Source organism: Mycolicibacterium grossiae (assembly GCF_008329645.1).
GTDB classification, from domain to species: Bacteria; Actinomycetota; Actinomycetes; order Mycobacteriales; family Mycobacteriaceae; genus Mycobacterium; species Mycobacterium grossiae.
In genome coordinates, this window is record NZ_CP043474.1 from 3827451 (window position 1) to 3853959 (window position 26509).

15 protein-coding genes are annotated in these 26509 nt (G+C 71.3%); 12 read left to right on the plus strand and 3 right to left on the minus strand.

What is annotated here, in order from left to right; translation table 11 throughout:
• Positions 1–2 precede the first annotated feature (2 nt).
• Positions 3–896, minus strand: a complete 894-nt coding sequence (locus FZ046_RS18525; protein ID WP_070354671.1) for an Rv1486c family protein — start codon at positions 894–896, stop codon at positions 3–5.
• A gap of 60 nt (positions 897–956) precedes the next feature.
• Here FZ046_RS18525 and FZ046_RS18530 point away from each other — a divergent pair, with 60 nt between their 5' ends.
• The 3 genes from FZ046_RS18530 to FZ046_RS18540 are packed head-to-tail and all read left to right on the plus strand — an operon-like array spanning position 957 to position 3022.
• Positions 957–1388, plus strand: a complete 432-nt coding sequence (locus FZ046_RS18530; protein ID WP_070354670.1) for an NfeD family protein — start codon at positions 957–959, stop codon at positions 1386–1388.
• A 54-nt stretch (positions 1389–1442) separates the two neighbouring features.
• Positions 1443–2651 (plus strand): SPFH domain-containing protein, encoded by a 1209-nt coding sequence (locus tag FZ046_RS18535; protein WP_070354669.1) that lies wholly within the window; start codon positions 1443–1445, stop codon positions 2649–2651.
• Positions 2648–3022, plus strand: a complete 375-nt coding sequence (locus FZ046_RS18540) for a DoxX family protein (RefSeq protein WP_070354668.1) — start codon at positions 2648–2650, stop codon at positions 3020–3022. The genes FZ046_RS18535 and FZ046_RS18540 overlap by 4 nt, the downstream gene beginning before the upstream one ends.
• Here the strand turns inward: FZ046_RS18540 and FZ046_RS18545 are convergent.
• Entirely contained in the window at positions 3012–3764 is a 753-nt protein-coding gene (locus tag FZ046_RS18545) for a TVP38/TMEM64 family protein (protein WP_070354667.1), read from the minus strand. The two genes, FZ046_RS18540 and FZ046_RS18545, sit on opposite strands and share 11 nt — an antisense overlap.
• 111 nt (positions 3765–3875) lie before the next feature.
• On the opposite strand from FZ046_RS18545, the gene mutA reads away from it, so the two are divergent.
• The 8 genes from mutA to FZ046_RS18585 all read left to right on the plus strand — a co-directional run bounded on the left by mutA (position 3876) and on the right by FZ046_RS18585 (position 21721).
• Positions 3876–5795: a methylmalonyl-CoA mutase small subunit gene (gene mutA / locus FZ046_RS18550; RefSeq protein WP_070354666.1), complete on the plus strand. Its 1920-nt coding sequence runs from the start codon at positions 3876–3878 to the stop codon at positions 5793–5795.
• 1 nt (position 5796) lies between these two features.
• Positions 5797–8088, plus strand: a complete 2292-nt coding sequence (gene scpA, locus FZ046_RS18555) for a methylmalonyl-CoA mutase (RefSeq protein ID WP_070354665.1) — start codon at positions 5797–5799, stop codon at positions 8086–8088.
• Positions 8089–9102 carry a methylmalonyl Co-A mutase-associated GTPase MeaB gene (meaB, locus tag FZ046_RS18560; RefSeq protein ID WP_070354664.1) on the plus strand — a complete coding sequence of 338 codons (1014 nt, stop codon included), beginning with the start codon at positions 8089–8091 and terminating at the stop codon, positions 9100–9102. It abuts the gene before it with no gap.
• Positions 9103–9154: 52 nt separating this feature from the next.
• Positions 9155–10423 carry an esterase/beta-lactamase LipL gene (gene lipL, locus FZ046_RS18565; protein ID WP_070354663.1) on the plus strand — a complete coding sequence of 423 codons (1269 nt, stop codon included), beginning with the start codon at positions 9155–9157 and terminating at the stop codon, positions 10421–10423.
• A 798-nt stretch (positions 10424–11221) separates the two neighbouring features.
• Positions 11222–17497, plus strand: a complete 6276-nt coding sequence (gene pks2 / locus FZ046_RS18570; RefSeq protein ID WP_246183068.1) for a sulfolipid-1 biosynthesis phthioceranic/hydroxyphthioceranic acid synthase — start codon at positions 11222–11224, stop codon at positions 17495–17497.
• A gap of 62 nt (positions 17498–17559) precedes the next feature.
• Positions 17560–19035 carry a condensation domain-containing protein gene (locus FZ046_RS18575; RefSeq protein WP_070354661.1) on the plus strand — a complete coding sequence of 492 codons (1476 nt, stop codon included), beginning with the start codon at positions 17560–17562 and terminating at the stop codon, positions 19033–19035.
• On the plus strand, positions 19035–20396 hold the full coding sequence (locus FZ046_RS18580; RefSeq protein ID WP_070354660.1) for a hypothetical protein: 1362 nt from the start codon (positions 19035–19037) through the stop codon (positions 20394–20396). The genes FZ046_RS18575 and FZ046_RS18580 overlap by 1 nt, the downstream gene beginning before the upstream one ends.
• The gene (locus FZ046_RS18585; RefSeq protein WP_070354659.1) at positions 20393–21721 is read left to right on the plus strand and encodes an enolase-like domain-containing protein; all 1329 of its coding nucleotides are present in this window, start codon (positions 20393–20395) and stop codon (positions 21719–21721) included. Before FZ046_RS18580 ends, FZ046_RS18585 begins: the two co-directional genes overlap by 4 nt.
• Before the next feature lie 46 nt (positions 21722–21767).
• On the opposite strand, the gene FZ046_RS18590 is transcribed toward FZ046_RS18585, so the two are convergent.
• Positions 21768–23039, minus strand: coding sequence for a glycosyltransferase (locus tag FZ046_RS18590; RefSeq protein ID WP_070354658.1), 1272 nt, complete (start codon positions 23037–23039; stop codon positions 21768–21770).
• A 208-nt stretch (positions 23040–23247) separates the two neighbouring features.
• Here FZ046_RS18590 and FZ046_RS18595 point away from each other — a divergent pair, with 208 nt between their 5' ends.
• The gene (locus FZ046_RS18595; protein WP_246182814.1) at positions 23248–26484 is read left to right on the plus strand and encodes an MMPL/RND family transporter; all 3237 of its coding nucleotides are present in this window, start codon (positions 23248–23250) and stop codon (positions 26482–26484) included.
• Positions 26485–26509 lie beyond the last annotated feature (25 nt).

Sequence of the window (26509 nt, forward strand, 5' to 3'; positions counted from 1 at the left end):
GGTCAGCTCCGCCAGGCGGAGTACAGGATCGCGTTCACCGCGGCGATACGGGCGGCCCGGACGACGCCGCCAAGGGGACGCAGCGCGTCGTTGGCGATCTGCATCTCCGAGGACGTCTGCAGGCCGATCGGCATCAGCCCAGAACTCACCGTGATGATGGCGTCGACGTGGGCGGCGTTCTCCAGCACCCGCAGCGCGCGGGTGGGCGCGTGGTCGGGGGCGCGGTGGTGGCGACCGGACTCCAGGATCTGCTCGACCATCCCGCGGGGGTCGTCGACGTCGGCGCCGGTCACCCCGGCGCGCAGGGCGCCGAGCGCCTCGGCGGCGCTGCGCACCGCCGAGCGCAGCTCGTGTTCGGCGTGGCCCAGGTCGAGGTGCTCCGGCAGCGGGGCGACGGGTACCGAGTACACCGTCCAGGACAGCGACGTCGGCTCGGCGTACTCGTCGTCGTAGTCGGCGCCGTAGTGGGTGCCGTAGTGGGCGTCGTAGCCGCCGCCGGCGGCGTCGTCGTAGACGAAGTCCGGCACCAGACCGACGGCCTCGCCGCTGACCGGGGCCACGACCAGCGCCTCACCCGCGGCGATGGCGTCCGCCTGGAACTGCGTGCCCGCGGCCAGCCCGCGGACGTCGCCCGGGACGGGGAGCGCCACCGACAGCACGGGCTCCCCACGCGCCGGCCCGGCGGCCGTCCGCAGCGTCTGCAGCATCGACACCGCGCCGGCGTCGGTCAGATCCGGCCACGGCAGCCCCGTCCGGCGCGCCGCCTCCGCATCGTAGGCGGTCACCGAATGCCGTGGCGCCCACAGGGATAGCGCATCGAGAACGTCGTCGGGCGCGGCGAGCCCGGCGAACCAGGCGTTGGCCCACACCGAGAGGGAGACACTTGGGCACCACATGATGTCCGCAGTGTAGTTGTTGCCGACCCGTGCGGCCGTGCGCGGCGCTACGCTCTCGGCATGCCCGTTTGGTTGATCTGGCTAATCGCCGCCGTGGGCCTGGCCGGAGCCGAGGCGCTCACCGGCGACCTGTTCCTGCTGATGCTGTCCGGCGGGGCGCTCGCCGCGGTGGTCTCCAGCCTGCTGGTGGAGAACTACGTCGTCGACGGCGTGGTGTTCCTCCTGGTGTCGGTCCTGCTGCTGGTGCTCGTCCGGCCCGCGCTGCGCCGCCGGTTCGCGGCGGGCAAGGGGCTGCCGGAACCCGCGAAGGCGCTCGAGGGCAAGCCCGCGCTGGTGCTCGACACCGTCGCCCGCCACGCCGGGCAGGTGAAGCTCGACGGCGAGGTCTGGACGGCCCGCCCGCTCAACGACGACGACGTCTACCAACCGGGCGACCACGTCACCGTCATGCGCATCGACGGCGCCACCGCGGTCGTGTTCAAGTCCGTCTGAGTGTCACCCGGTACGAGTAGGTTGGCCGCGAGGGTCTAGGGGAAGGAACTCGTCATGGAAGGTGCCGTCGCCGGCCTGGTCCTGGTCGCCGTGCTGGTGATCTTCGCGATCATCGTGGTGGCCAAGTCGGTCGCACTCATCCCGCAGGCGGAGGCCGCGGTCATCGAGCGGCTCGGTCGCTACAGCAAGACGGTCTCGGGCCAGTTGACGCTGCTGCTGCCGTTCGTCGACAAGATCCGCGCGCGGGTCGATCTGCGTGAACGCGTGGTCTCCTTCCCGCCGCAACCCGTCATCACCGAGGACAACCTGACGGTGAACATCGATACCGTCGTCTACTTCCAGGTCACCAACCCGCAGGCGGCGGTCTACCAGATCAGCAACTACATCGTCGGCGTCGAGCAGCTGACCACCACCACGCTGCGCAACGTGGTCGGCGGCATGACGCTGGAGCAGACCCTGACCTCGCGCGACTCCATCAACGGGCAGCTGCGCGGCGTGCTGGACGAGGCCACCGGCCGCTGGGGGCTGCGGGTGGCCCGCGTCGAGCTGCGCAGCATCGACCCGCCGCCGTCCATTCAGGACTCGATGGAGAAGCAGATGCGCGCGGACCGGGAGAAGCGCGCCATGATCCTCACCGCCGAGGGCAACCGGGAAGCGTCCATCAAGCAGGCCGAGGGGCAGAAGCAGGCGCAGATCCTCGCCGCCGAGGGCGCGAAGCAGGCCGCCATCCTCGCCGCGGAGGCCGACCGGCAGTCGCGCATGCTGCGCGCCCAGGGCGAGCGCGCGGCGCAGTACCTGCAGGCCCAGGGGCAGGCGAAGGCCATCGAGAAGACGTTCGCCGCCATCAAGGCGGGCCGCCCGACGCCGGAGATGCTGGCCTACCAGTACCTGCAGACGCTGCCGCTGATGGCGAAGGGCGAGGCCAACAAGGTGTGGGTGGTGCCGAGCGACTTCGGTTCCGCGCTGCAGGGTTTCACCAAGCTGCTGGGGGCGCCGGGGGAGGACGGGGTGTTCCGCTACACCCCGTCGCCGGTCGACCACGACCTGCCCAAGCCGGAGGACGACTCCGACGAGGTGGCCGAGTGGTTCTCCACCCAGACCGACCCGGCGATCGCGCAGGCCGTCGCCAAGGCCGAGGCCGAGGCGCGCACACCGGTGCCGGGGTCGCTCGGCACCGGGCCGCAGTACCCGCCGCTGTCTCAGCAGGCGCAGCCGCCCGCGACCGACTACGCGGCGCCGCGGCACGGGAGCCCGGAGGCATGAGCGCGCTGACCGACCGCCGGACCTACGCGGTGCTCGCCGCCGTGCAGGCGGGAGACGCGGTGGCCTGCGCCATCCCGGTCGCGCCCATCACCAAGGCCTTCGACGCCGTGGGCCTGGCGCCCGAGCTGCGGCCGTTGATTCCCTGGGTCAAGACGGCGTCGGCCCTCGGGCTGCTGTCGGTGTACCGGCTGCCGGGGCTCGCCCGGCTGACGACGTTCATGCTGACGGTGTACTTCGTGCTGGCGGTCGCGTTCCACGTGCGGGCCAGGGACTGGAGCCCCGGCCTGCTGGCGGCGTCGTCGTTCCTGGCGCTCTACGGCGCGATGACGGCGCGGGGCCCCGCCACCCCGGAGACCGCCGTCAGGGCGTGACGGCGGGCTCGGCCGGTGCGGGCCGAGCCTCGGCGGCCGCCGCGCGAGCCGCCCGGCGGCGGTGCGCACGCAGCTCGAGGACCAGGCCGGCGACGCCGAGCGCGGCGGTGCAGGACGACACCACGAACAGCAGTGGGCTGACGTTGCCGGTGAGCGCATCGCCCAGGATGACGATGGCCGCGGTGCCCGGCAGCAGGCCGCCCAGCGACGCGAGGGCGTACGGCAGCGTGCGCACGGCCGACGCCCCGGCGGCGTAGTTGAGTACCGAGAACGGCACGGCCGGGATGAGGCGCATCGACAGCACCGTCGGCCAGCCCCGTTCGGCGAGGCGCGCGTTCACCATCGCTACCCGCGGGTGGGGCACCAGGCGGTCGAGCCGCAGGCCCGCGGCGCGTACCAGCAGCAGCGCCACCAACGCACTGATGGTGCTGGCGGCCACGGCGATGGAGACGCCGAGCAGCGGGCCGAACAACAGGCCCGCCGCGAGCGTGAACGCCGTGCGCGGGAACGGCAGCGTGGTCACCACGACGTGGGCGAGGAAGAAGACGACCGGGAACCAGGGTCCCGCGGTGGTGGCCCAGTCCCGCATCTGGACGGCACTCGGCAGCGGCACGACGTAGGCCACTGCGACGAGAATCACAATGCCGAGCCCGGTGACGGCCAGCGTGCGCGCGGGCACCTGCGCCACGGTCGCCTCGAAAGCGCCCCGAACCGCGCGCAACGTGCGGAGGACGGGCTTCACGTGTTCCCACAGTACGGGGCACGCGGTGATTGCCCGCCGACGACGCGACGGAGCTACCCGTCAGTAGCCCTCGCCCGCCGGTTCGCGGCGTGACGGCGATCATTTAGCCTGATGGACACTTGTCAAGTCACACGCTGCATCAGGGTCGATAGCAGGGGAGTCCACGTGTCCGAACAGGCGTCCAGTTCGAAGCTCGGCGTCGCTGAGTCCGACCGGGAGCAGTGGCGCGCCGCCGTGGCGGGCGTGCTGGCCAAGAGCCGCCGCACCGATCCCGCCGACCTCGGCGCCCAGCCCGAGCAGCTGCTCGACTCGGCCACCTACGAGGGCTTCCCGATCCGCCCGCTGTACACGATCCTCGACAGCCAGCCCGAGCCGCCGCTGCCCGGCCGGTGGCCGTTCATCCGCGGCGGCGACGCCACCCGGGACGTCAAGGCCGGATGGAAGGTGGCCGAGACGTTCCCGCTGCCGGGGCAGGCCTCGGCCCGCGAGGGCAACGGCACGGTGCTCGGCGCGCTCACCGAGGGCACCAGTGCGCTGGTCCTGCGCGTCGGCGGCAACGACGGGGTTCCGGCCGCACACCTCGACCAGCTGCTGGAGGGGGTCTTCCTGGAGCTGGTGCCGATCGTGCTGGACGCCGGGGACGAATTCGCCGCCGCGTCGCGCGCCGTGCTGAGCCTGCTCGGCGGGCTCGACGCCGACCGTCGCGGCCGGCTGTCGGTGGACCTCGGTGCCGATCCGCTGACCGCTCCGCTGTCCGGTCGGTCCGCTCCGTCGGTCGACGAGGTGCTGTCCACCGCCGACGAGGCGCGTGGCCACGGCGTTGGGGTGCGGTCGGTGACGGTCGACGGGCCCGCCTTCCACGACCTCGGCGCGAGCGCCTCCTGGGAACTCGGCGCGGCCGTCGCCGCGGGTGTCGCCTACCTCCGCCTGCTCACCGACCACGGGCTGACCGCGGCGGATGCGCTGCGGCAGATCAGCTTCCGCTTCGCCGCCGACGACGACCAGTTCATGTCGATCGCCAAACTGCGTGCGGCACGCCAACTCTGGGCCCGCGTGGCCGAGGTGGTCGGCGCCCCCGAGGCCGGGGCGGCCACCCTGCACGCGGTGACCTCGCGACCGATGATGACCCAGCGCGACCCGTGGGTGAACATGCTGCGCACCACGCTGGCCGCCTTCGCCGCCGGCGTGGGTGGCGCCGACACGGTCGGCGTGCACACCTTCGACAGCGCCATCCCCGGCGGCCTGCCCGGCACCGCGACGACGTTCGCCCGGCGCATGGCCCGCAACACCCAGCTGCTGCTGCTCGAGGAGTCGCACGTCGGCCGGGTGCTCGACCCGGCGGGCGGCTCCTGGTTCGTCGAGGACCTCACCCGCGCGCTCGCCGACCGGGCATGGGCGCACGTCCGGGAGATCGAGGCCCGCGGCGGCTTCGAGGCCGCCCGCGACCACGTCCGGTCCCGCATCGAGGAGGTCCGCGAGGCACGGCGCACCGACGTCGCCCACCGGCGCACCGCGGTCACCGGCGTCAGCGAGTTCCCCAACCTCGCCGAGGCGCCGCTGCCCCGGACCGACGCCGACGCCGCGGTGCTGCGCTACGGGGCGGACTTCGAGGCGCTGCGCAACCGGTCCGACGCCCACCTCGCGGCCCACGGCGCGCGGCCGACCGTCCTGCTGCTGCCGCTGGGCCCGCTCGCCGAGCACAACGTCCGCACGACGTTCGCGGCGAACCTGCTGGCGGCCGGGGGCATCGAGGCCGTCAACCCCGGCCCGCTCGACGCGGCGGGTGTGAACCGCGCGGTCGCCGACGCCGGCGGTGCGCCGGCCGCGGTGATCTGCGGGACCAATGCGCGCTACGCCGAGGAGGCCGCCGACGTCGTCCGCTCCGCACGGGCCGCCGGGGTGGCGCACGTGTACCTCGCCGGACCGGAGAAGGCGATCGGCGACGCCGGCGAGCGGCCCGACGACTACCTCACCGCCACGATCGACGCCGTCGCCGCGCTGTCGACCCTGCTCACCCGATTGGGGGCCTGAGATGTCCGTTTCCGACGTGACCGGTCAGCCGACCGAGGCCGTTCGGTCGACCGGCAGCGCCGTCCCGAGCTTCGCCGACGTGCCGCTGCACGGCGAGAAGACCGCCGAGCCGGCCACCGCCGAGGCCGTCGCCGACTACGTCGCCGCGGCCGCCGCGGCACACGGCTACACCGCCGAGCAGCTGGACTGGGCGACGCCCGAGGGCATCGACGTCAAGCCGGTCTACATCGCCGCCGATCGCGACGCCGTGGTCGACGCGGGCTATCCGCTGGACACCTTCCCGGGCGCACCGCCGTTCGTGCGCGGGCCGTACCCGACGATGTACGTGAACCAGCCGTGGACCATTCGGCAGTACGCCGGCTTCTCGACCGCCGCCGAGTCCAACGCGTTCTACCGCCGCAATCTCGCCGCCGGGCAGAAGGGTCTGTCGGTGGCGTTTGACCTCGCCACCCACCGCGGTTACGACTCCGACCACCCGCGCGTGGCCGGCGACGTCGGCATGGCGGGCGTGGCCATCGACTCGATCCTCGACATGCGCCAGCTGTTCGACGGCATCGACCTGTCGACGGTGAGCGTGTCGATGACGATGAACGGCGCGGTGCTGCCGATCCTGGCGCTGTACGTGGTGGCGGCCGAGGAGCAGGGCGTGCCGCCGGAGAAGCTGGCGGGGACCATCCAGAACGACATCCTCAAGGAGTTCATGGTCCGCAACACCTACATCTATCCGCCGAAGCCGTCGATGCGGGTGATCTCCGACATCTTCGGCTACACCAGCGCGAGGATGCCGAAGTTCAACTCGATCTCCATCTCGGGCTACCACATCCAGGAGGCCGGTGCGACGGCCGACCTCGAACTCGGCTACACGCTGGCCGACGGCGTCGAGTACATCAAGGCCGGGCTCGACGCGGGCCTGGACATCGACTCCTTCGCGCCGCGGCTGTCCTTCTTCTGGGGCATCGGCATGAACTTCTTCATGGAGGTGGCCAAGCTGCGGGCGGGCCGGCTGCTGTGGAGCGAACTCGTCTCGCAGTTCGCGCCGCGCAACGAGAAGTCGCTCTCGCTGCGGACGCACTCGCAGACCTCGGGGTGGTCCCTGACGGCGCAGGACCCCTTCAACAACGTGGCTCGCACCTGCATCGAGGCCATGGCCGCGACGCAGGGGCACACGCAGTCGCTGCACACCAACGCCCTCGACGAGGCGCTGGCCCTGCCGACCGACTTCTCGGCGCGCATCGCCCGCAACACCCAGCTGCTGCTGCAGCAGGAGTCGGGAACCACGCGGCCGATCGACCCCTGGGGCGGCTCCTACTACGTCGAGGCGCTCACCCACCAGCTCGCCGAGAAGGCCCGGGCGCACATCCGCGAGGTCGCCGAGCACGGCGGCATGGCCCAGGCGATCGGCGACGGCATCCCCAAGCTGCGCATCGAGGAGGCCGCCGCGCGGACGCAGGCGCGCATCGACTCCGGCGCCCAGACCGTGATCGGCATCAACAAGTACCAGGTGGACGCCGACCAGGAGGTCGAGGTCCTCAAGGTCGAGAACAGCCGGGTCCGCGCCGAGCAGATCGCCAAGCTCGAGCGGCTGCGCGCCGACCGCGACGAGGCCGCCACGCAGGCCGCGCTGGCCGAGCTGACCCGCGCCGCGGCGGCGTCCGGCCCGGCGGGGGAGGATGGGCTGGGCAACAACTTGCTGGCGCTGGCCATCGACGCCGCCCGCGCCAAGGCCACCGTCGGCGAGATCTCCGACGCGCTGGAGAAGGTGTACGGCCGCCATCAGGCCGAGATCCGCACCATCGCGGGCGTCTACCGGGACGAGGTGGGGAAGGTCAGCAACGTCAGCACCGCAACCGAGCTGGTCGAGCGGTTCGCCGAGGCCGACGGCCGTCGGCCGCGCATCCTGGTGGCCAAGATGGGCCAGGACGGTCACGACCGCGGCCAGAAGGTCATCGCGACGGCGTTCGCCGACATCGGCTTCGACGTCGACGTCGGCTCGCTGTTCTCCACCCCGGACGAGGTCGCGCGCCAGGCCGCCGACAACGACGTGCACGTCGTCGGCGTCTCGAGCCTCGCCGCGGGTCACCTCACCTTGGTGCCGGCGCTGCGCGACGCGCTCGCCGAGGCGGGCCGGCCGGACATCATGGTCGTCGTCGGCGGCGTGATCCCACCCGGCGACTTCGAGGAGCTCTACGCCGCCGGGGCGGCCGCCATCTTCCCGCCGGGCACCGTGATCGCCGATGCGGCCATCGGTCTGCTGCGCACACTGGCCGAGCGCCTGGGTTACGACCTCGGCTAGATGAGCGACGCCCCGAGGGCGGACGGCGTCGAGCAGCTGGCGGGCGCCCTCCGAGACGGAGACCGTTCGGCGCTGGCGCGCGCGATCACGCTGGTGGAGTCCACCCGCGCCGACCATCGTGACCGGGCGCAGGAGCTGCTGCTGGAGTTGACGCCACACGCCGGGGGCGCCCACCACGTCGGCATCACCGGCGTGCCGGGTGTCGGCAAGTCGACGACGATCGAGGCGCTCGGCATGTACCTCATCGAGCGGGGTCACCGCGTCGCGGTCGTCGCCGTCGACCCGTCGTCGACCCGTACCGGCGGGTCGATCCTGGGGGACAAGACCAGGATGGCGCGGCTGGCGGTGCATCCGGACGCCTACATCCGGCCGTCGCCGACGTCGGGCACGCTCGGCGGCGTCGCCAAGGCGACGCGGGAGACCATCGTGCTGCTGGAGGCGGCCGGCTACGACGTCATCCTGGTGGAGACCGTCGGCGTCGGGCAGTCCGAGGTCGCGGTCGCCAACATGGTCGACACCTTCGTCTTCCTGACCCTCGCGCGCACCGGTGACCAGTTGCAGGGCATCAAGAAGGGCGTGCTCGAACTCGCCGACGTGGTCGTGGTCAACAAGGCCGACGGACCGCACGCCATCGAGGCCAAGGCGGCCGCCCGGGAACTGGCCGGCGCCATCCGGTTGATCTACCCCCGCGAGACCCTGTGGCGGCCACCGGTCCTCACGACGAGCGCCGTGACGGGCGACGGGCTGCCGGAGCTGTGGGAGACGGTGCTCGACCACCGCCGGGTGCTCACCGATGCGGGCGAGTTCGACGCCCGACGCCGGGCCCAGCAGGTCGACTGGACCTGGTCGATGGTCCGCGACGCGGTGCTCGACCGGGTGGCATCGCACCCCGACGTCAAGGCCATCCGTGCCGACGTCGAACGCCAGGTGCGCGACGGCGACCTCACGCCGACCCTGGCGGCGCAGCGGATCCTCGACGCCGCCGCCGGTGAAGGGCGAGGACCGACGCCCTAACGGATCGATAACGCACGGGTATGCGCTCACGGGCCGTCTGTATGGTCGACGGGTGACCCGAGCAACGGTCCGGGAGCGCGACGAGGCGCTTCCGCACGGCGTCCAGGGGGCTGCGGACGCCAATTTCGCCTGCGCGGTCCGTGCCTTTGCGCAGCTGTTCCCGCATCCGCGACTCGGCGGCGGGGCGCTCGCGGTGTACCTCGACGGCGAACCGGTCGTCGACGTGTGGACCGGCTGGTCGGACCGGCGCGGTCGACGGCACTGGACGGCCGACACGGCGCCGATGGTGTTCTCGGCGACCAAGGGGGCGGCGTCGACGGTGATCCACCGGCTCGCCGACCGGGGACTCATCGACTACGAGGCGCCGGTGGCCGAGTACTGGCCGGCGTTCGGGGCCAACGGGAAGTCGCGCGTCACGGTGCGCGAACTCATGCGGCACCGCGCCGGGCTCTCCCAACTCAATCGGATGACGGCGGCCGACCTGATGGATCACCTCCGGATGGAGGAGCGGTTGGCGGCCGCGCCGATGGGCCTGTTCCGCGGCCGGCCGGCCTATCACGCGATCACCTACGGCTGGCTGATGTCGGGACTCGCCCGGGCAGTGACCGGGCGGGGCATGCGCGACCTGTTCCGCACCGAACTCGCCGCACCGCTCGACACCGACGGCATCCACCTCGGGCGCCCGCCCGCCGGTGCGCCGACGACGCCGGCCCGCATCATCGGGCCGCAGAGCCGGCTGCAGAACCCGGTGTTCAACGCGGTCGCACCGCACGTTGCGGCGCTGCCGTTCTCGGGCGGCTTCGGCTCGCTCTACATTCCGGGGATCAAGGCGATGGTGCAGGGGGACACCCCGCTGCTCGACACCGAACTGCCCGCCGCGAACGGCGTGATCACCGCGCGGGCGCTGGCCCGCATGTACGGCGCCATCGCCAACGGCGGCGAGGTCGGCGGCACGCGCTTCCTCTCCCGAGAGCTCACCGGACGCCTCGTCGGGCCCCGCAGCCTGTATCCCGACGGCAGCCTCTTCATGCCCATGTCGTTCCATCTCGGCTATCACGGCCTGCCCTTCGGCAACCTCATGCCCGGTTTCGGACACGTGGGTCTCGGTGGTTCACTGGGATGGGCGGACCCTGCCACGGGACTCGCCTTCGGCTTCGTCCACAACCGGCTGCTGACGCCGATGGTGGTCGGCGATCAGGCCGGCTTCGTTGCGACCGCCGCGTTGATCCGGCGCGGTGTGACGCGGGCGCGCAAGCACGGTTACATCCCGATCGCCGGATTCGGCGCCCCGTTCGGCGATGTGACGCAGACCGCAGTCTGACCCACCAGCGACGCCGTCGCGGTAGCGCAAGACAGCGGCTCGCACACCCTATGTCGTTGCGGTGCAAGGCGTTACGGTGCAATACATTGGGCCGGTATGCTTTGCCGGGCGAAAACCTACCATCGGATCGTTGTGTTGCTGGTGCGTCATGTGGTGCACCTGGTCGTTACTCGGCCCCTGATAGCCAGATCCAGGATGGTAAGTCACTCTAAGCACCTCCTGTGGCGCCGGTAACACCTTCGATCGGCTAATAGATACCATCTGCCCAATTGACGCTAGCTGGCCTTTTCGTTGACGGCGACCGCGAAGTGGCAAACACAGTCCGCTATCAGGATGCGAACGGACGGTGACCAGCAGGCAACGTGGACACCTGTCTATTAGATAGCCAAACAATTTGCTAGAACGCATGAAGGCGAATTAAGAGTCTGCTGCGCCCAGAATCGCCAGATTTGAACGCAGGGGTTAATTTGTCGCATCGCCGCTGCTCAGAGGCCTGATTGGTGTAGAGAAGACGAATCGGCATCGCGGGGTGTAACCTTTCGGCCGAGCAAAGGTTGTAACGGATTCGCAGACGTTGATTTGCTGAGGTAGCTGGCAGACGGTCTCCGGGTTACGTAACGTCCCACCTGAAACAAGCGAATGTCGACGGGAAGCGAGGTAGCGCGGCACACATGCGGCGAGATCATCTTTGACGCTGACGCTAACGCGCTGCTCCCGGGTCGGGTTCTTGAGATTCGTTCGTAGAAGAGGTTGAAATTCGTGGTTGACACTCCGGTCACCCCGGTCGCAGTCATCGGTATGGGCTGCCGTCTGCCCGGGGGCATCGACTCCCCGGCGGAGCTGTGGGACGCGCTGCTGAGTGGGCTGGACACGGTGACCAAGGTTCCGCTGGACCGCTGGGACGCCGAGGAGTACTACGACCCCGAGCCCGGCGTTCCGGGCCGCTCGGTGTCCAAGTGGGGCGCGTTCCTCGCCGACATCGCCGGCTTCGACGCCGACTTCTTCGGCATCAGCGAGCGCGAGGCCACCTCGATCGACCCGCAGCACCGCCTGCTGCTGGAGACCGCGTGGGAGGCCATCGAGCACGCCGGCATCGACCCGGCCACGCTGGCGTCCACGCTGACCGGTGTCTTCGTCGGCATGACGCACGCCGACTACCAGCTGCTCGCCGCCGACGCCGGCGCCGTCGAGGGCCCGTACGGCTTCACCGGCAACAACTTCAGCCTCGCCTCCGGGCGCATCGCCTACCACCTCGGCGTGCACGGCCCGGCGTTCACCGTCGACTCCGCGTGCTCGTCGAGCCTGCTCGCCGTGCACCAGGCCTGCCGCAGCCTGCACGAGGGCGAGAGCGACCTCGCGCTGGCCGGTGGCGTGTCGATCATGCTCGAGCCGCGCAAGATGTCCTCCGGGTCCGCGCAGGGCATGCTCTCGCCGACGGGTCACTGCCATGCCTTCGACGTCAACGCCGACGGCTTCGTCAGTGGCGAGGGCTCGGCGATGGTGCTGCTCAAGCGCCTCGACGACGCGCTGGCGGCCGGCGACCGCGTGCTGGCGGTCATCCGCGGCACGGCGTCCAACCAGGACGGCCACACCGTCAACATCGCCGTCCCGTCGCGCACCGCGCAGGTCGACGTGTACCGCGCGGCGCTGGCGGCCGGTGGCGTCGACCCCACCACGGTCGGCTACGTCGAAGCCCACGGCACCGGTACCCCGGTCGGCGACCCCATCGAGTACGCCAGCCTCGCCGACGTCTACGGCACGGCCGGACCGTGCGTGCTCGGCTCGGTCAAGACCAACCTCGGGCACGGCCAGTCGGCGTCGGGTGCCATCGGCCTGATCAAGGCCGTGCTGGCGCTGCAGCACGGCGAGGTGCCCAAGAACCTGTACTTCACCGGTCTGCCGGAGGAAATGGCCGGCGTCGAGACCAACCTCTTCGTCCCGGTCGAGACCACCGCCTGGCCGGCCGCGGGCGAGGTGCGCCGCGCCGCCGTGTCGTCCTACGGTCTGTCCGGCACGAACGTGCACGCCGTGCTGGAGGCGGCGCCGGCGGGCCCGTCACCCCGCGTCGTCGAGCCCGCCACCAACGGCCACGTCGCCACGGCCTCCGGGCCCCTGCTGTTCCCGCTGTCGGCCACCACGGTCGAGGAGCTGCGCCGCACCGCCGGCCGGCTGGCCGACTGGGTCGCCGGCAGGCCCACCAACGGCAGCGCGGGCGCCGAACTCACCGAGCTGACCGACCTGGCGTACACGCTGGCGCGTCGCCGTGCCCACCGCCCGGTCCGCACCGTCGTGATCGCCGCCCATCGCGAAGAGCTGGTGGCTGCGCTGCGCGGCGTCGCCGAGGGCGAGGACCCGCGAGAGCCGGCGGTTGCCGCGGGTGACCGCGGTCCGGTGTGGGTGTTCTCCGGCCAGGGTTCGCAGTGGGCGGCCATGGGCGCCGAGCTGCTCACCTCCGAGCCGGAGTTCGCGCGCGCCGTCGCCGAGATCGAACCGCTGATCGCCGCCGAGTCCGGCTTCTCGGTGACCGAGGCGATGTCGTCGCCGTCGGTGGTCACCGGCATCGACAGGGTCCAGCCGACCGTGTTCGCCGTGCAGGTCGCCCTGGCGGCCACGCTGCGGTCCTACGGGGTCACGCCGGGCGCCGTCATCGGCCACTCGATGGGCGAGGCCGCCGCGGCCGTCGTGGCGGGCGCGCTGTCGCTGGCCGACGGCGTCAAGGTAATCAGCCGCCGCTCCCGCCTCATGGCCACGGTGTCCGGCTCGGGCGCCATGGCGTCGGTCGAGCTGCCCGCCCAGCAGGTGCTGTCCGAACTCGCGTCGCGCGGCGTCACCGACGTCGTGCTGTCGGTGGTCGCCTCGCCGCAGTCCGCGGTGGTGGGCGGCAACAAGGAGTCGATCCGCGCGCTCGTCGCCGAGTGGGACGCCCGCGGCATCATGGCCCGCGAGGTCGCCGTCGACGTGGCGTCGCACTCGCCGCAGGTCGATCCGATCCTCGACGAGCTGACCGAGGTGCTCGAGGACCTCGAGCCCATGGAGCCGAGCGTGCCGTACTACTCGGCCACGCTCTACGACCCGCGCGACTTCCCGGAGTTCGACGCCTACTACTGGGTGGACAACCTGCGCCACGCGGTGCGCTTCGCGGCCGCCGTGCAGGCCGCCCTCGAGGACGGCTACCGCGTCTTCGGCGAGCTGTCCCCGCACCCGCTGCTGACCCACGCCGTGGACCAGAACGCACGCAGCCTCGACGTTCGCCTCGCCGCGCTGGCGAGCGTGCGGCGCGAGCAGAAGCTGCCCTATGGTCTGCGCGAGTTCGTCGCCGACCTGCACGTGGCCGGTGCCGCGCTCGACTACTCGGTGATCTGGCCCGACGGCCGCCTGGTCGACGCGCCGCTGCCCACCTGGAACCACCCGCCGCTGATCCTGGCGCGTGAGGAGCAGGGCCACAACGCGGCCACGGTGGCGGTTCATCCGCTGCTGGGTGCCCACGTGCGCCTGCCCGAAACGCCGGAACGCCACGTGTGGCAGTCCGACGTCGGCACGGCCGCCCAGCCCTGGCTCGACGACCACCGCGTGCACGACGTCGCGGCGCTGCCCGGCGCGGCGTACTGCGAGATCGCGCTGGCCGCCGCCCGCCAGGTGCTCGGCGAGGCGTCGGTGGTGCGCGACGTGACCTTCGAGCAGATGCTGCTGCTCGAGGAGCAGTCCCCGCTGTCGGCGGTGGCGTCGGTCAACGCGGCCGGCGTGCTCGAGTTCGTCGTGACGACCCACGTCGAGGACGACGAGGTGCGGCGCGCGTCCGCGGTGCTCGACACGATCGCCGAGGGCGCCCAGCCCGGCGCCTACGACGTCGAGGCGCTGCTCGCGGCCCACCCGGTGCACGTCGAGGGCCACGAGCTGCGCGAGTTCTACGCCGCCCGCGGCATCGGCTACGGGGTCGCGTTCGGCGGCCTACACGCCGCCCACACCGGCGAGGGCTCCGACAGCACGGTGCTGGCCGAGGTGGCGCTGCCCGGCTCCATCCGGTCCCAGCAGGGCGCGTTCGTGACCCATCCCGCGCTGCTCGACGCCTGCTTCCAGGCCGTCGGCGCCCACCCCGACCTGTTCTCCGACGCCAGCGGTGCGCTCATGCTGCCGCTCGGGGTCGGCGAACTCCGCGCCTACGGGTCCACCCGCAACGCGCACTACTGCTACGTCCGGCTGACCAGCGCCCAGCCCACGGCGGTCGAGGCCGACATCGACGTGCTCGACGAGCACGGTGCGGTGCTGCTGTCGGTCATCGGACTGCGCCTGGGCACCGGCGTCTCGGAGGAGGGCCAGCGCGACCGGCGCCTCAACGAGCGCCTGCTCACCATCGACTGGCGTCGCCAGGACACCCCGGTGGCCGAGATCGGCAGCGGCAGCTGGCTGGTCATCGACACCGGTGCGGGGGCCGCTCCGTTCGCCGCCGAGCTGGGCGCGGTGCTGACGGCCCGCGAGACCGACGTGACCACGCTGTCGTGGGCCGCCGACGCGGACCACGACGCCACCGTCGCGACGCTGCACGAGACGCTGACCGCCCGCCACTTCGCCGGCGTCGTGGTGGTGCAGGAGCCCGCCACCGAGGGCGTCGACGTCGTCGCCGAGGGCGTCGACCACGTCCGGCACCTGGTCCGGATCGTCCGACAGCTGCCGGAGATCCCGGGTGAGCCGCCGCGGCTGTACGTCGTGACCCGCGGCGCGCAGGCCGTGCAGTCCGACGAGGCGCCGAACCTGGCCCAGGGCGGCATCCGCGGCCTGGTCCGGGTGCTGGGCATGGAGTACCCGGCGATGCGGCCCACGCAGATCGACGTGGACGCCGCGACCGACGTCGAGCTGGTGGCCGCCGAGCTGCTGGCCGGGTCCGACGAGGACGAGACCGCCTGGCGCGACGGCCAGTACTACACCGCGCGGCTCAACGTGACGCCGCTGCAGGCCGAGGAGCGGCACACCACGGTGGTGGCGCCCGAGCGCGACGGCATGCGGCTGCAGATCCGCACGCCCGGTGACCTGCAGTCCGCCGAGCTGGTCGCCTACGAGCGCACCGCCCCGGGCCCGGGACAGATCGAGGTCGCCGTCTCGGCGTCCAACCTCAACTTCGCCGACGTGCTGGTCGCCTACGGGCGCTACCCGTCCTTCGAGGGTCGGCTGCCGCAGCTGGGCGCCGACTTCGCGGGCGTGGTGACGGCCGTGGGCGCCGGGGTGACCGACCACCAGATCGGCGACCGCGTCGCGGGCATCTCCGCGACCGGAGCGTGGTGCACGTTCGTCACGTGCGACGCCAACCTCGCGGTCCGCATCCCCGACGACCTGCCGGACGCGACCGCCGCGGCCGTGCCCAGCGCCCATGCCACCGCGTGGTATTCGCTGCACGACCTCGCGCGCATCTCCGCGGGCGACAAGGTGCTCATTCACTCCGCCACCGGCGGCGTGGGTCAGGCCGCCGTGGCCATCGCCAAGGCGGCCGGCGCGGAGATCTTCGCGACCGCGGGCAGCGAGGAGCGTCGGCAGCTCCTGCGCGACTGGGGCATCAAGCACGTCTACGACTCGCGGTCGATCGCGTTCGCCGACGAGATCCGGCGCGACACCGACGGGTACGGCATCGACGTGGTGCTCAACTCGTTGCCGGGCGCCGCCCAGCGCGCCGGGCTCGAGTTGCTGACCTTCGGCGGCCGCTTCGTCGAGATCGGCAAGCGCGACATCTACGGCGACACCAAGATGGGCCTGTTCCCGTTCCGGCGGAACCTGTCGTTCTACGCCGTCGACCTCGCGCTGCTCACCCTGGTCAGCCCGGATACGCTGCGCCGCCTGCTCGAGGACATCTACGCCGCGATCGCCGACGGCGTGCTGCCCCCGCCGCAGACCACGCACTACCCGCTGGCCAACGGCGCCAACGCCATTCGTGCGATGGGCGCTGCCGAGCACACCGGCAAGCTCGTGCTCGAGGTGCCGCGCAGCGGTCAGTACGTGGCCGTGGTTCCCGCCGAGCGGGCGCCCGCGTTCCGCACCGACGGCTCCTACGTCGTCACCGGCGGTCTCGGTGGCCTCGGTCTGTTCCTCGCGGAGAAGATGGCCGACGCGGGCTGCGGCCGGCTGGTGCTCAACGGCCGGAGCAAGCCGTCCTCGGAGACGCAGCGCGTCATCGAGCGGCTGCGCCGCGCGGGCACCGAGGTCGAGGTCGTCCTCGGCGACGTCTCGGCCGCCGACACCGCAGGCCGCCTCGTCGCGGCGGCGACCGACACCGGCAAGCCGCTGCGCGGCGTGCTGCACGCGGCCGCGGTCATCGAGGATGCGACCCTGCCCAACATCACCGACGACCTGCTCGAGCGGGACTGGGCACCGAAGGCGCTCGGCGCCTGGCGGTTGCACGAGGCCACGGCGACGGCGCCGCTGGACTGGTTCTGCTCGTTCTCCTCGGCGGCGGCGATGGTCGGTTCGCCCGGCCAGGGCGCGTACGCGGCGGCCAACAGCTGGCTCGACGCCTTCGCCCGGTGGCGGCGCGCGCAGGGACTGCCCGCGCAGGTGGTCGCCTGGGGCGCCTGGGCGCAGATCGGTGCCGGCCAGGCCATGGCCGACAACGCCGGCATGGCCATCGACCCCGAGGACGGCGCGTTCGCCTTCGACACCCTGATGCGCCACACCCGGGTGTACAGCGGCTACGCGCCCGTCGCGGGAGCGCCGTGGCTGACGGCGTTCGCCCAGACGAGCCCGTTCGCCGAGGCGTTCGCCTCGATGGGACAGGACCGCTCGGGCACCAGCGCCTTCCTGGAGGAGCTGCGGCTGTTGCCGCGCGAGGAGTGGCCGGCGCGCGTGCGGCGGCTGATCTCCGAGGAGATGAGCCTCATCCTGCGGCGCTCGGTCGATGCCGACAAGCCGCTGTCGGAATACGGTCTCGACTCGCTCGGGACCCTGGAACTGCGTACCCGCCTCGAAGCCGAGACCGGCGTGCGCATCGGCTCGACGGACGTCACCACGGTCCGTGCGTTGGCCGAGCGTCTCAGCGAGACCATCGCCGAGACGATGCAGGTCGAGGGCACCGCACCGGCGGTGTCGTCGTGATGGAGATCCAGCCAGCGCCGAAGACGTCGCTCACCGAAGAGATGCGAGCGGGGGAGGAATAGATGGTTGCGATCACGGCCATTCACGATTGGACCGGAGCCCCGGGCGAGGTGGTGTCCTGGCACCCGTCGCCGGCGAGCCGCGCCAAGGTGGCGAAGGCGCCCGTCAGCGACGTGCCGGTGAGTTACCAGCAGGCGCAGCACATCCGGGGCTTCCTGTCGCACCAGGCCGGTGGCACCGACATGGCGCGCCTGAACATCCCGGCCTGGGACATGCAGGGGCAGTGCGACATCCGCGCGATGTCACACGTCATCAACGCCTACCTGCGGCGGCACGACACCTACCACAGCTGGTTCGAGATGACCGCCGACGACCAGATCGTGCGGCACACCGCGACGAATCCGCGCGACATCAACTTCGTCCCCACCAAGCACGGCGAGATGACCGCCGCGCAGTGGCGCGAGCACGTCCTCGCGACGCCGGATCCGCTGCAGTGGGATTGCTTCTCGTTCGGCATCATCCAGCGCGAGGACCACTTCACCTTCTACATCAGCATCGACCACGTGCACACCGACGCGATGTTCATGGGTCTGGTGCTGGTGGAGATCCACATGATGTACGCGGCGCTGGCGAGCGGTGCGGCACCGATCCCGCTGCCCGGCGCGGGCAGCTACGACGACTACTGCACGCGCCAGCACGAGTTCCTCTCCGGGCTCACGATGGACGCACCGGAGGTCCAGGAGTGGGTGCGCTTCGCGCAGCGCAACGACGGCAGCCTGCCGCACTTCCCGCTTCCGCTGGGCGATCCGCCGTGGTCGATCACCGGTGACCTGGTGACCGTTCGGCTGATGGACAAGGGCCAGGCCGAGCGCTTCGAGGCGGCGTGCACCGCCGCGGGTGCGCGCTTCATCGGCGGCGTGTTCGCCTGTGCCGCACTGGCGCAGCACGAACTGACCGGTTCGACCGACTACCACACCATCACGCCCACCACGACGCGGCAGACGCCCGCCGAGTTCCAGACCACCGGCTGGTTCACCGGCGTGGTGCCGATCTCGGTGCCGGTGGATCCGGAGTCGTTCGGCGACACCGCACGTGCGGCTCAGGAGTCCTTCGACGGCCGCATGCCGCTGGCGCCGGTGCCGTTCGACCGCGTGCTCGAGCTGGCCGACCCGTCGCTCGGACTGCATCCGCCGGCCCCGGGCGTGCCGATGGTGTCCTACCTCGACGCAGGGTTGCCGCCGCTGTCGGCGAGCATCATCGCCGAGTGGGAACGCATGAACGGCAGGGTGTTCAGCGATGCACGGTCGGCCTACCAGATCGGCATCTGGGTCAACCGTGGCGAGCGGGAGACCAACGTGACGGTCGCGTTCCCGAACAACCCGATCGCGCGCGAGTCGATCGAGCGCTACGTCGCGGCGATGAAGGCCGTGTTCGTCGGCGTCGCCGACGGCCGGCTGCCCGTCGCCTCCCGCGAGCGCGCCCCGCATCGCGAGGCCCAGCGCGAGCTGGCGCCGCTGATGCCGCTGTCCAAGGGTTGATGAGCGAGGGGCACCACACCGTGTCGTCCGACCACGTGCTCGACTACGTCGATCAGGCGCTGTTCCTCGGCCTCCGTGCCACGGGCCAGGCGGCCGCGATGCAGATCGTCTGGATCTACGAGCACCCGGTCGACTGGGAACGACTGCGGCAGTTCCACCAGGACTTCGGGTACGGCCTGGCCGGGCGGCTCATCGAACCGTCGGTGCTGCCGTTCGGCAGGCACCGCTGGGTGGCGGCGCTGGGGCCCGCGGCTCCGTTGGACGTGGCCGCCGAGCCGCGTCCGCGTGCCGAACTCAGCGAGTGGATCGACGAGTTCGCCCAGCGGCCACTCGATCCCGAGCACGGCCCGGGCTGGCGCCTCGGCGTCCTGCCGATGACCGACGGCTCCACGGCGGTCAGCATCGTCGGCTCGCACTGCATCGGCGACGGCGGTGCGGCCCTGCTGACGATCTTCGAAGCGGTGCAGGGCAGCCGGCGGGACCTCGGCTACCCGCCGCCCGGTTCTCGGACGCGTCGTGAAGCCCTGCGGGCCGACCTGCGCCAAACGGTGGCCGACGTGCCCGAACTCGGCCGCACCCTGGTGCGGGCCGGGAAGTTCCTGCACCGCAAGCGCAAGGACGCCAAGCAGGCGCCGCCGGCACCGCCGCGGCGCCGCGTCCGCGACGAGACGCCCGTCGTGGTGCCCGCGGTGTCGGTGACCGTACCCCTCGACGAATGGGACGCGCGCGCCGCCGAACTCGGCGGCAACAGTCACTCGCTGCTGGCCGGATTCGCCGCGCGACTGGCGGTGCACCAGGGCCGCGAACTCGCGCCGGACGGCACCGCCGGGCTCATCGTTCCCATCAACGACCGCACGCTGACCGACACCCGCGCCAACGCGGTCACGCTGGCCTACGTGCGCGTCGACCCGACCCACGTCGCCAAGGACCTCTCGGACACGCGTGCCGCGATCAAGGAAGCCCTGCGGGTGATGCGCGAGGAGGAGGACGAGGCGTTGGCGCTGCTGGCGTTGACGCCGTTCGTCCCGAAGGCGGCGGTGCGCCAGAGTGCCGATCTCGCCTTCGGTTTCACCGCGCAGCCGGTGTCGTGCTCCAACGTCGGCGACCTGCCGGTGGAGGTGGCCTGCCCGGACGGCACGCGCGCCGAGCGGGTGTTGCTGCGCGGCGTCGACCGGCACGTCACCCGGCGGGTCCTCGAGGAGCGCGAGGGTCTGCTGACGGTGGTGAGCGGCCGCATCGACGGTCAGGTCACGACGACGGTCGTCGGCTACCAGCCCGGCGCGGAGAACACCAAGGCCGCGCTGCGCGAGCGGATCGCACTGGTGCTGGACGAGTTCCGCCTCACCGGGGTGCTGGTGTGATCGACGACCGGCTGGCATACATCGACCAGGCGACGTTCCTGTCTTGGGAGGCCACCGGGCGAGCCCAACTCGCCCAGTACGCCTGGGTGTACGAGCGGCCGGTGGACATGGACGCCGTGCGCCGCTTCCACCGCGATTTCGGCTACGGCCTCGCCGGCCGGCTGATCGAGCCGTCCCGGCTGCCGTTCGGCAGACACCGCTGGGTGTCGGCGCTCGGCCCCGCCGGCCCACTCGACGTCGCCGAGCCCCGCCCGCCAGGTGACCTCGGCGCGTGGATCGAGGAGCGCTCGCAGACGCGCGTCGACCCCGTGCACGGTCCCGGCTGGCACCTCGGCGTGCTGCCGATGACCGACGGGACGACGGCGATCACACTCGTCGTGTCGCACTGCCTGCTCGACGGCAATGCCTCGCTGCGTGCGATGGCCGACGCGGTGCACGGTGAGCGGCGCGACCTCGGCTATCCCGCCCCCCGGTCGCGAGGACCGTTGGCGGCCATGACCTCCGACGCGCGGCAGGCGGCCCGCGACCTGCCGGAGTTCCTCCGCACCGTGGGGTGCGCGGCGCGCTTCGCGTATCGGCGGCGCGGTGAGATCTCCAGTTCGGGTGCCTCCCGCCCGGTGACGACGCCGGCCTCCGACGGCGAGGTCGTCATGCCCGCGGTGTCGGCGATCGTCGACGCGCGCGGCTGGGACGCGAAGGCCGCCGCGCTGGGCGGCACGACGTACTCGCTGCTCGCCGGGTTCGGCGCGCTGCTCGGCAAGCGGCTGGGCCGGGTGCGTCCGGATGGCACCGTGACCACGCTGATCGCCATCGGCGACCGGGACGGGGACGCCGACCGCCGGGCCAACGCGCTGAAGATCGCCACGGCCACCATCGATCCCACGGACGCGACGACCGATCTCGCGGCGACGCGGCAAGCGGTCCGCGAAGCCTTCGCCGTCGTCCGCAACACGACCGACGAGACCCACGCCCTGCTGCCGATCACGCCGTACGTGCCGAAGCGGGCGGTGCGCCGCACCGCGGACGTGCTGTTCGGCGACCTGCCGGTGTCCTGCTCGAATCTCGGTGAGGTACCGCCGGACATGGCGCGTCCCGACGGCGCGGACGCCACCTACGTCCTGTTCCGGCCCGCCGACCAGTGCGTGTCGCGGGCCGCGTTGGAGCGCAACGGGGGTCAGCTGGTGCTCGCGGCCGGCCGCGTGGTCGACACCGTCTCGATCGGCGTGATCGGCTACGAGGTCGGCGCGCCGAACACGCGGGAGTGGCTGGGGGAGTGCGTCAACCGCACGCTCGCCGAGTTCGACCTCAAGGCGACGCTGATCTAGCGCCTCGGGCGGTCGATCTAGCGCCTCGGGCGGTCGATCCAGCGCCTCAGGCGCCCACCGGTCGCGGCACCCGGCCGCGGTCCGCCGCGTCCTCGAGGAGGTCGGCGGTGCGGGCGGCCGCACGTGCCGGTGGTGTCGCCTCGGCGGCCACCTCGCGGGCGCGCTCGGCGTAGCGCGGCGTGAGCACGGTCCGCAGCGCCTCGGTGAGGGAGCGCTTCGTGGTGCTCGAGAACCGCCGGGCCACGCCGACTTTCAGACGGTTGACGGTGCCGGCCCACACCGGCTGGTCGGCCGACACCCAGAGCACCACGGTGGGAACGCCGGACCGCACGCTGGCGGCGACGGTGCCTGCGCCGCCGTGGTGCACCACCGCACGGCACGACGGGAACACCTTGGCGTGGTTGACGGCGCCGACGAGCAACACGTGCTCGCCCACCGCGACGTCGCCGACGTCCCAGACGCCGGTGCTGATGAGCGCGCGCTCGCCGAGTTCGGCACAGACCGAGGCGATCATGGCGATCGCCTCGGACGGCGAGGTGACCGGCATGCTGCCGAACCCGAAGTAGATCGGCGGGGTGCCCGCGGCGATCCACTCGAGCACGTCGCCGTCGTTGGGCGTGGGCAGTTCCAAAGACATCGACCCCACCAGCGGGCGGATGCCGCGCCACTCCTCGGCGAGCCCGGGGAAGAACAACCCGTCGTAGGCCTGGATCTCCAGCGCGCCGCCCTCGACGATCCGCCGGATGGCGCGGACCCTGGCCGGTTCCAGTCCCAGCGTGCGGCGCTGCTCGTCCTCGGCCTTGCTCAGCACCTTCCAGTGCGCCCACTCGGCCACCGACCACCCGGTGCGCAACACCGGACCGGGCAGCGGCACCGGCAGCGTGTGCGCGTTGACGCGGCAGGGGAAGTAGTGCAGCGCGGCCAGCGGGATGCCGGCGGCCTCGGCCACGTTGGCCGCCACCTCCTGATAGGTGGTGCCGGTCAGGATGAGGTCGGCGCCGTCGGCGAGTTCGGTGAGCGTGGCGTTCATCTCGGCCCAGCCCTGCGTGACGTACTCGCGGCCGCGCCGCACGATCGTCATCGGATTCTGTAGCTTCCACCAGTCCCGGAAGATGTCGGCTTCCAACTGCTTCTGCGAATCCACCCCGTACGCAACGGCGGGACCGAGGCCGGTCGCATCGACGAAGTCGACGAGGTTGGGCGGCACCGCCATGCGCACGCGGTGGCCGCGGCGTCGTAGCTCGAGCGCCACGGCGGCGCACGGTTCCACGTCGCCCCGGGTGCCGTGCACGGCGATCACGAACGTCTTCGGGCTCATCGGCGAGTGTCCTTGCCCGCCAGCGCTATTTCGGTCGAAAGGTACGGAATGCCGGGGTGCGGAATGAACTCGTCCCCGAGCACGTTGACCCCTCTGATCGACAGCACACCCGATTACAGCACGTCAGCTCCCACGAGGTTGCTGTGCGTGGGCGTCGGCGTGACCTCAACCGGACCTCGACGGTTGCTGGCGGGTGTAACCTCGCATGGTGTTCAGCCGCGCCGACATCCGTGGCGTCTCGGCTCATGAGGCGTTCGAATCGCTGGGGCGATTCGTCGTTCGGCGTCCCCTCGCGATCATCGCCTCCTGGATCGTCCTGCTGATCACCCTCTTCCTGCTGATCGACCCGCTGTTCGTCGTCTCGCAGAAGAATCCGCCCGATCTGCTGCCCAAGGACTCGCCGATCCTCGCGGCCGGCGACGTCATGAAGAACGCCTTCAAGGAGGCCGACGGCGGCAACGTCGCGGTCGTGGTGCTGTCCAACGAGAACGGGCTCGGCCCCGCCGACGAGGACACCTACCGCAAGGTGGTCGAGCGCCTCAAGGCCGACACCGAGAACGTCAAGTCCACCCAGGACTTCATCTCCATTCCCGAACTCCGGGAAGCGATGACGAGCAAGGACGGCAAGGCCTGGACCCTGCCGATCAGCCTCGACGGCACCATGGGCTCCGGCCCGGGCCAGGAGGCGTACCGCAACGTCATCGAGGAGGTCAAGGAGGCGGCGGCCGGTTCGCCGCTCAACGTCAACGTCGTCGGCGCGTCGGCGACGTTCGAGGACCTCAACAAGATCGGCGCCGAGGACCAGTTCATCATCGAGGTCTCGACGGTCGTCACGATCCTGACGATCCTCATCATCGTCTACCGCAACCTGGTGGCGATGCTGATGCCGCTCATCACCATCGGTCTGTCGATGGGCGTGGCGCAGCAGGTGGTGGCCGGTCTCGGCGAATTGGGCCTGCCGCTGGGACCGCAGACCATGGTGCTGATGACCGGCATGATGATGGGCGCCGGCGTCGACTACGCGGTCTTCCTGTTCAGCCGATATCAGGAGTGCATCCGCCGGGGCATGAACTCCGACGACTCGGTGATCTATGCGATCGCGAGCGTCGGCGAGGTCGTGGTGGGCTCCGCGGCGACCGTGGCGCTGACGTTCATGGGCCTGTCGTTCGCCACGCTCGGCGTCTTCCTCACCGTCGGTCCGTCGCTGGCAGCCACCATCCTCATCGCCGTCCTCGGCGCGCTGACCATCCTGCCGTCGCTCATGGTGCTGGCCGGCCGGCGCGGGTGGATCAAGCCCCGCAAGGACATCACCGGACGCTTCTGGCGCCGTTCGGCGGTGCACATCGTCCGCAGGCCCAAGCTGCACCTGGTGGCCAGCCTGGTGGTCCTGCTGGCGCTCGCCGGCTGCGCGTCGCTGATCAAGTACAACTACGACGATCGCCGCAACCTGCCCGACGACGCGGAGAGCAATCTCGGTTACGACGCGCTGACCAAGCACTTCCCGGTCAGCACGACCATGCAGCAGTTCATCATGGTGCACGATCCCAACGTCGACCTGCGTTCGCCGAAGGCGCTCGCCGACCTCGAGCAGATGGCGCAGCGGATCAGCCAGGTGCCCGGGATCGACCTGGTGCGCGGCATCACCCGGCCCACCGGCGAGATGCTCAACGAGGCGAAGTCGACGTATCAGGCCGGCGAGGTCGGCTCCAAGCTCGCCGATGCCTCCGGGCTGATCGCCACCAACGACAACAACCTCAACCTGCTGGCCAACGGCGCGCACCAGTTGGCCGACGTGCACCAGCAGTTCCGCACCCAGTTGCTCGGCTCGATGGGGTCGATCCGCGAGGTGTTCAGCGGCCTGATCGCCATCAAGAACGCCATGGGCGACGACGTCACGTTCGACGACCTCGAGCAGCAGGCCAAGGTGCTGTCGAACATGCGCTCGGTCGGCGACTCGCTCGGCGACAGCCTGTCGCAGGTCACCGAGGCCTACCGCTCGTCGCGGTCGATGCTCGTCGCCCTCAACGGCAGCGTGGCGTGCAACATCGACCCGAACTGCGTCGCGTCGCGGGCCGAGCTGCAGCGCCGCGTGGACGGGTACAACGAAGCGGACATCACCTATCTGGAGGCGCTGAGCCGCGGCCTGCGCGAGACCAAGGGCACCGACCGCGTCGACGACGTCATCCGCACCACCGGCACCAACCTCGAGCGCGCGTTCGCCGGGCTCAAGGCGCTCGGGATCGAGGACGAGAACGATCTCGACCAGAAGCTCGGTCAGCTGCGCGACAACGTCAACAAGCTCGCCGACTCCAGCAAGCAGCTCGCCGACGGCGTGCAGCTGCTGGTCGACCAGACCCGCAACATCGGCGGCGGCCTCGATCAGGCGTCCGGCTTCCTGCTGGCGATGAAGCGCGACGCCTCGGATCCCTCGATGTCCGGGTTCTACATCCCGCCGCAGATCCTCACCCAGGCCGAGTTCAAGAAGGCGGCGCAGCTCTTCGTCTCCGAGGACGGCCACACCGTCCGCTACCTGGTGCAGACGGCGCTCAACCCGTTCGGCGTCGAGGCCATGGACCAGGTGGACGACATCCTGGCCGCCGCGCAGAGTTCGAAGCCCAACACCACGCTCGCCAACGCCCAGATCGACATGGTGGGCTTCTCGTCGTTCAACAACGACATCCGCAACCACTACAACGCCGACCTGCGCTACATCATCATCATGACGCTGGTCGTCGTGTTCCTGATCCTGGCGCTGATCCTGCGGGCCATCGTCGCGCCGATCTACCTGGTGCTCTCGGTGGTGCTGTCCTTCGTGTCCGCGATGGGCATCGGCGTGCTGTTCTTCCAGTTCATCCTCGGCCAGGACATCTACTGGAGCGTCGCGGGCATGGCGTTCCTGGTGCTGGTGGCCGTCGGGGCGGACTACAACCTGCTGCTGATCTCCCGCATCCGCGACGAGGCGAAACTCGGCGTGCCGTCGGCGGTGATCAAGACCGTCGGCGCCACCGGCGGCGTCATCACCTCGGCGGGCCTCATCTTCGCCGCCTCGATGCTGGCGCTCACGGTGAGCAGCCTGGCCACCGTGGTGCAGCTCGGCTTCATCATCGGCGTGGGACTGCTGCTCGACACGTTCATCGTCCGCACCATCACCGTGCCCGCGATGGCGGTGCTCGTCGGCGATGGCAACTGGTGGCCCTCGAAGACCCCCCGCCAGATCCTGGAGGCGGCACGCTTCCACCAGCGGCTGGCGGAGAAGCGGTCCGCGGCGGCGCTGCGGCCGGAGGACCAGGCCTGGCTCGACGAACACGGTGACGCCGACACCGGGCCGATCTGGCCCGGCGCGGGTTCCGACGACGACTTCGACGACGATCTCGACGACGGCTACGTCGCCGCCGTACACACCGCCCGGTCGGTGGCCGACGCCTGGGACGACAGGCTCCGCTGACACGGCAGCGCAGCGCGCCGGCAGG

What these genes read in the sequence shown, in the direction of transcription:
- FZ046_RS18525 (WP_070354671.1), bottom strand. Translation starts at nt 896, where the DNA reads ATGTGGTGCCCAAGTGTCTCCCTCTCGGTGTGGGCCAACGCCTGGTTC.
- FZ046_RS18575 (WP_070354661.1), top strand. Translation starts at nt 17,560, where the DNA reads ATGGTTGCGATCACGGCCATTCACGATTGGACCGGAGCCCCGGGCGAG.
- scpA (WP_070354665.1), top strand. Translation starts at nt 5,797, where the DNA reads ATGTCCGTTTCCGACGTGACCGGTCAGCCGACCGAGGCCGTTCGGTCG.
- pks2 (WP_246183068.1), top strand. Translation starts at nt 11,222, where the DNA reads ATGGGCTGCCGTCTGCCCGGGGGCATCGACTCCCCGGCGGAGCTGTGG.
- FZ046_RS18535 (WP_070354669.1), top strand. Translation starts at nt 1,443, where the DNA reads ATGGAAGGTGCCGTCGCCGGCCTGGTCCTGGTCGCCGTGCTGGTGATC.
- FZ046_RS18540 (WP_070354668.1), top strand. Translation starts at nt 2,648, where the DNA reads ATGAGCGCGCTGACCGACCGCCGGACCTACGCGGTGCTCGCCGCCGTG.
- FZ046_RS18580 (WP_070354660.1), top strand. Translation starts at nt 19,035, where the DNA reads ATGAGCGAGGGGCACCACACCGTGTCGTCCGACCACGTGCTCGACTAC.
- FZ046_RS18530 (WP_070354670.1), top strand. Translation starts at nt 957, where the DNA reads ATGCCCGTTTGGTTGATCTGGCTAATCGCCGCCGTGGGCCTGGCCGGA.
- mutA (WP_070354666.1), top strand. Translation starts at nt 3,876, where the DNA reads ATGGACACTTGTCAAGTCACACGCTGCATCAGGGTCGATAGCAGGGGA.
- meaB (WP_070354664.1), top strand. Translation starts at nt 8,089, where the DNA reads ATGAGCGACGCCCCGAGGGCGGACGGCGTCGAGCAGCTGGCGGGCGCC.
- FZ046_RS18590 (WP_070354658.1), bottom strand. Translation starts at nt 23,039, where the DNA reads ATGAGCCCGAAGACGTTCGTGATCGCCGTGCACGGCACCCGGGGCGAC.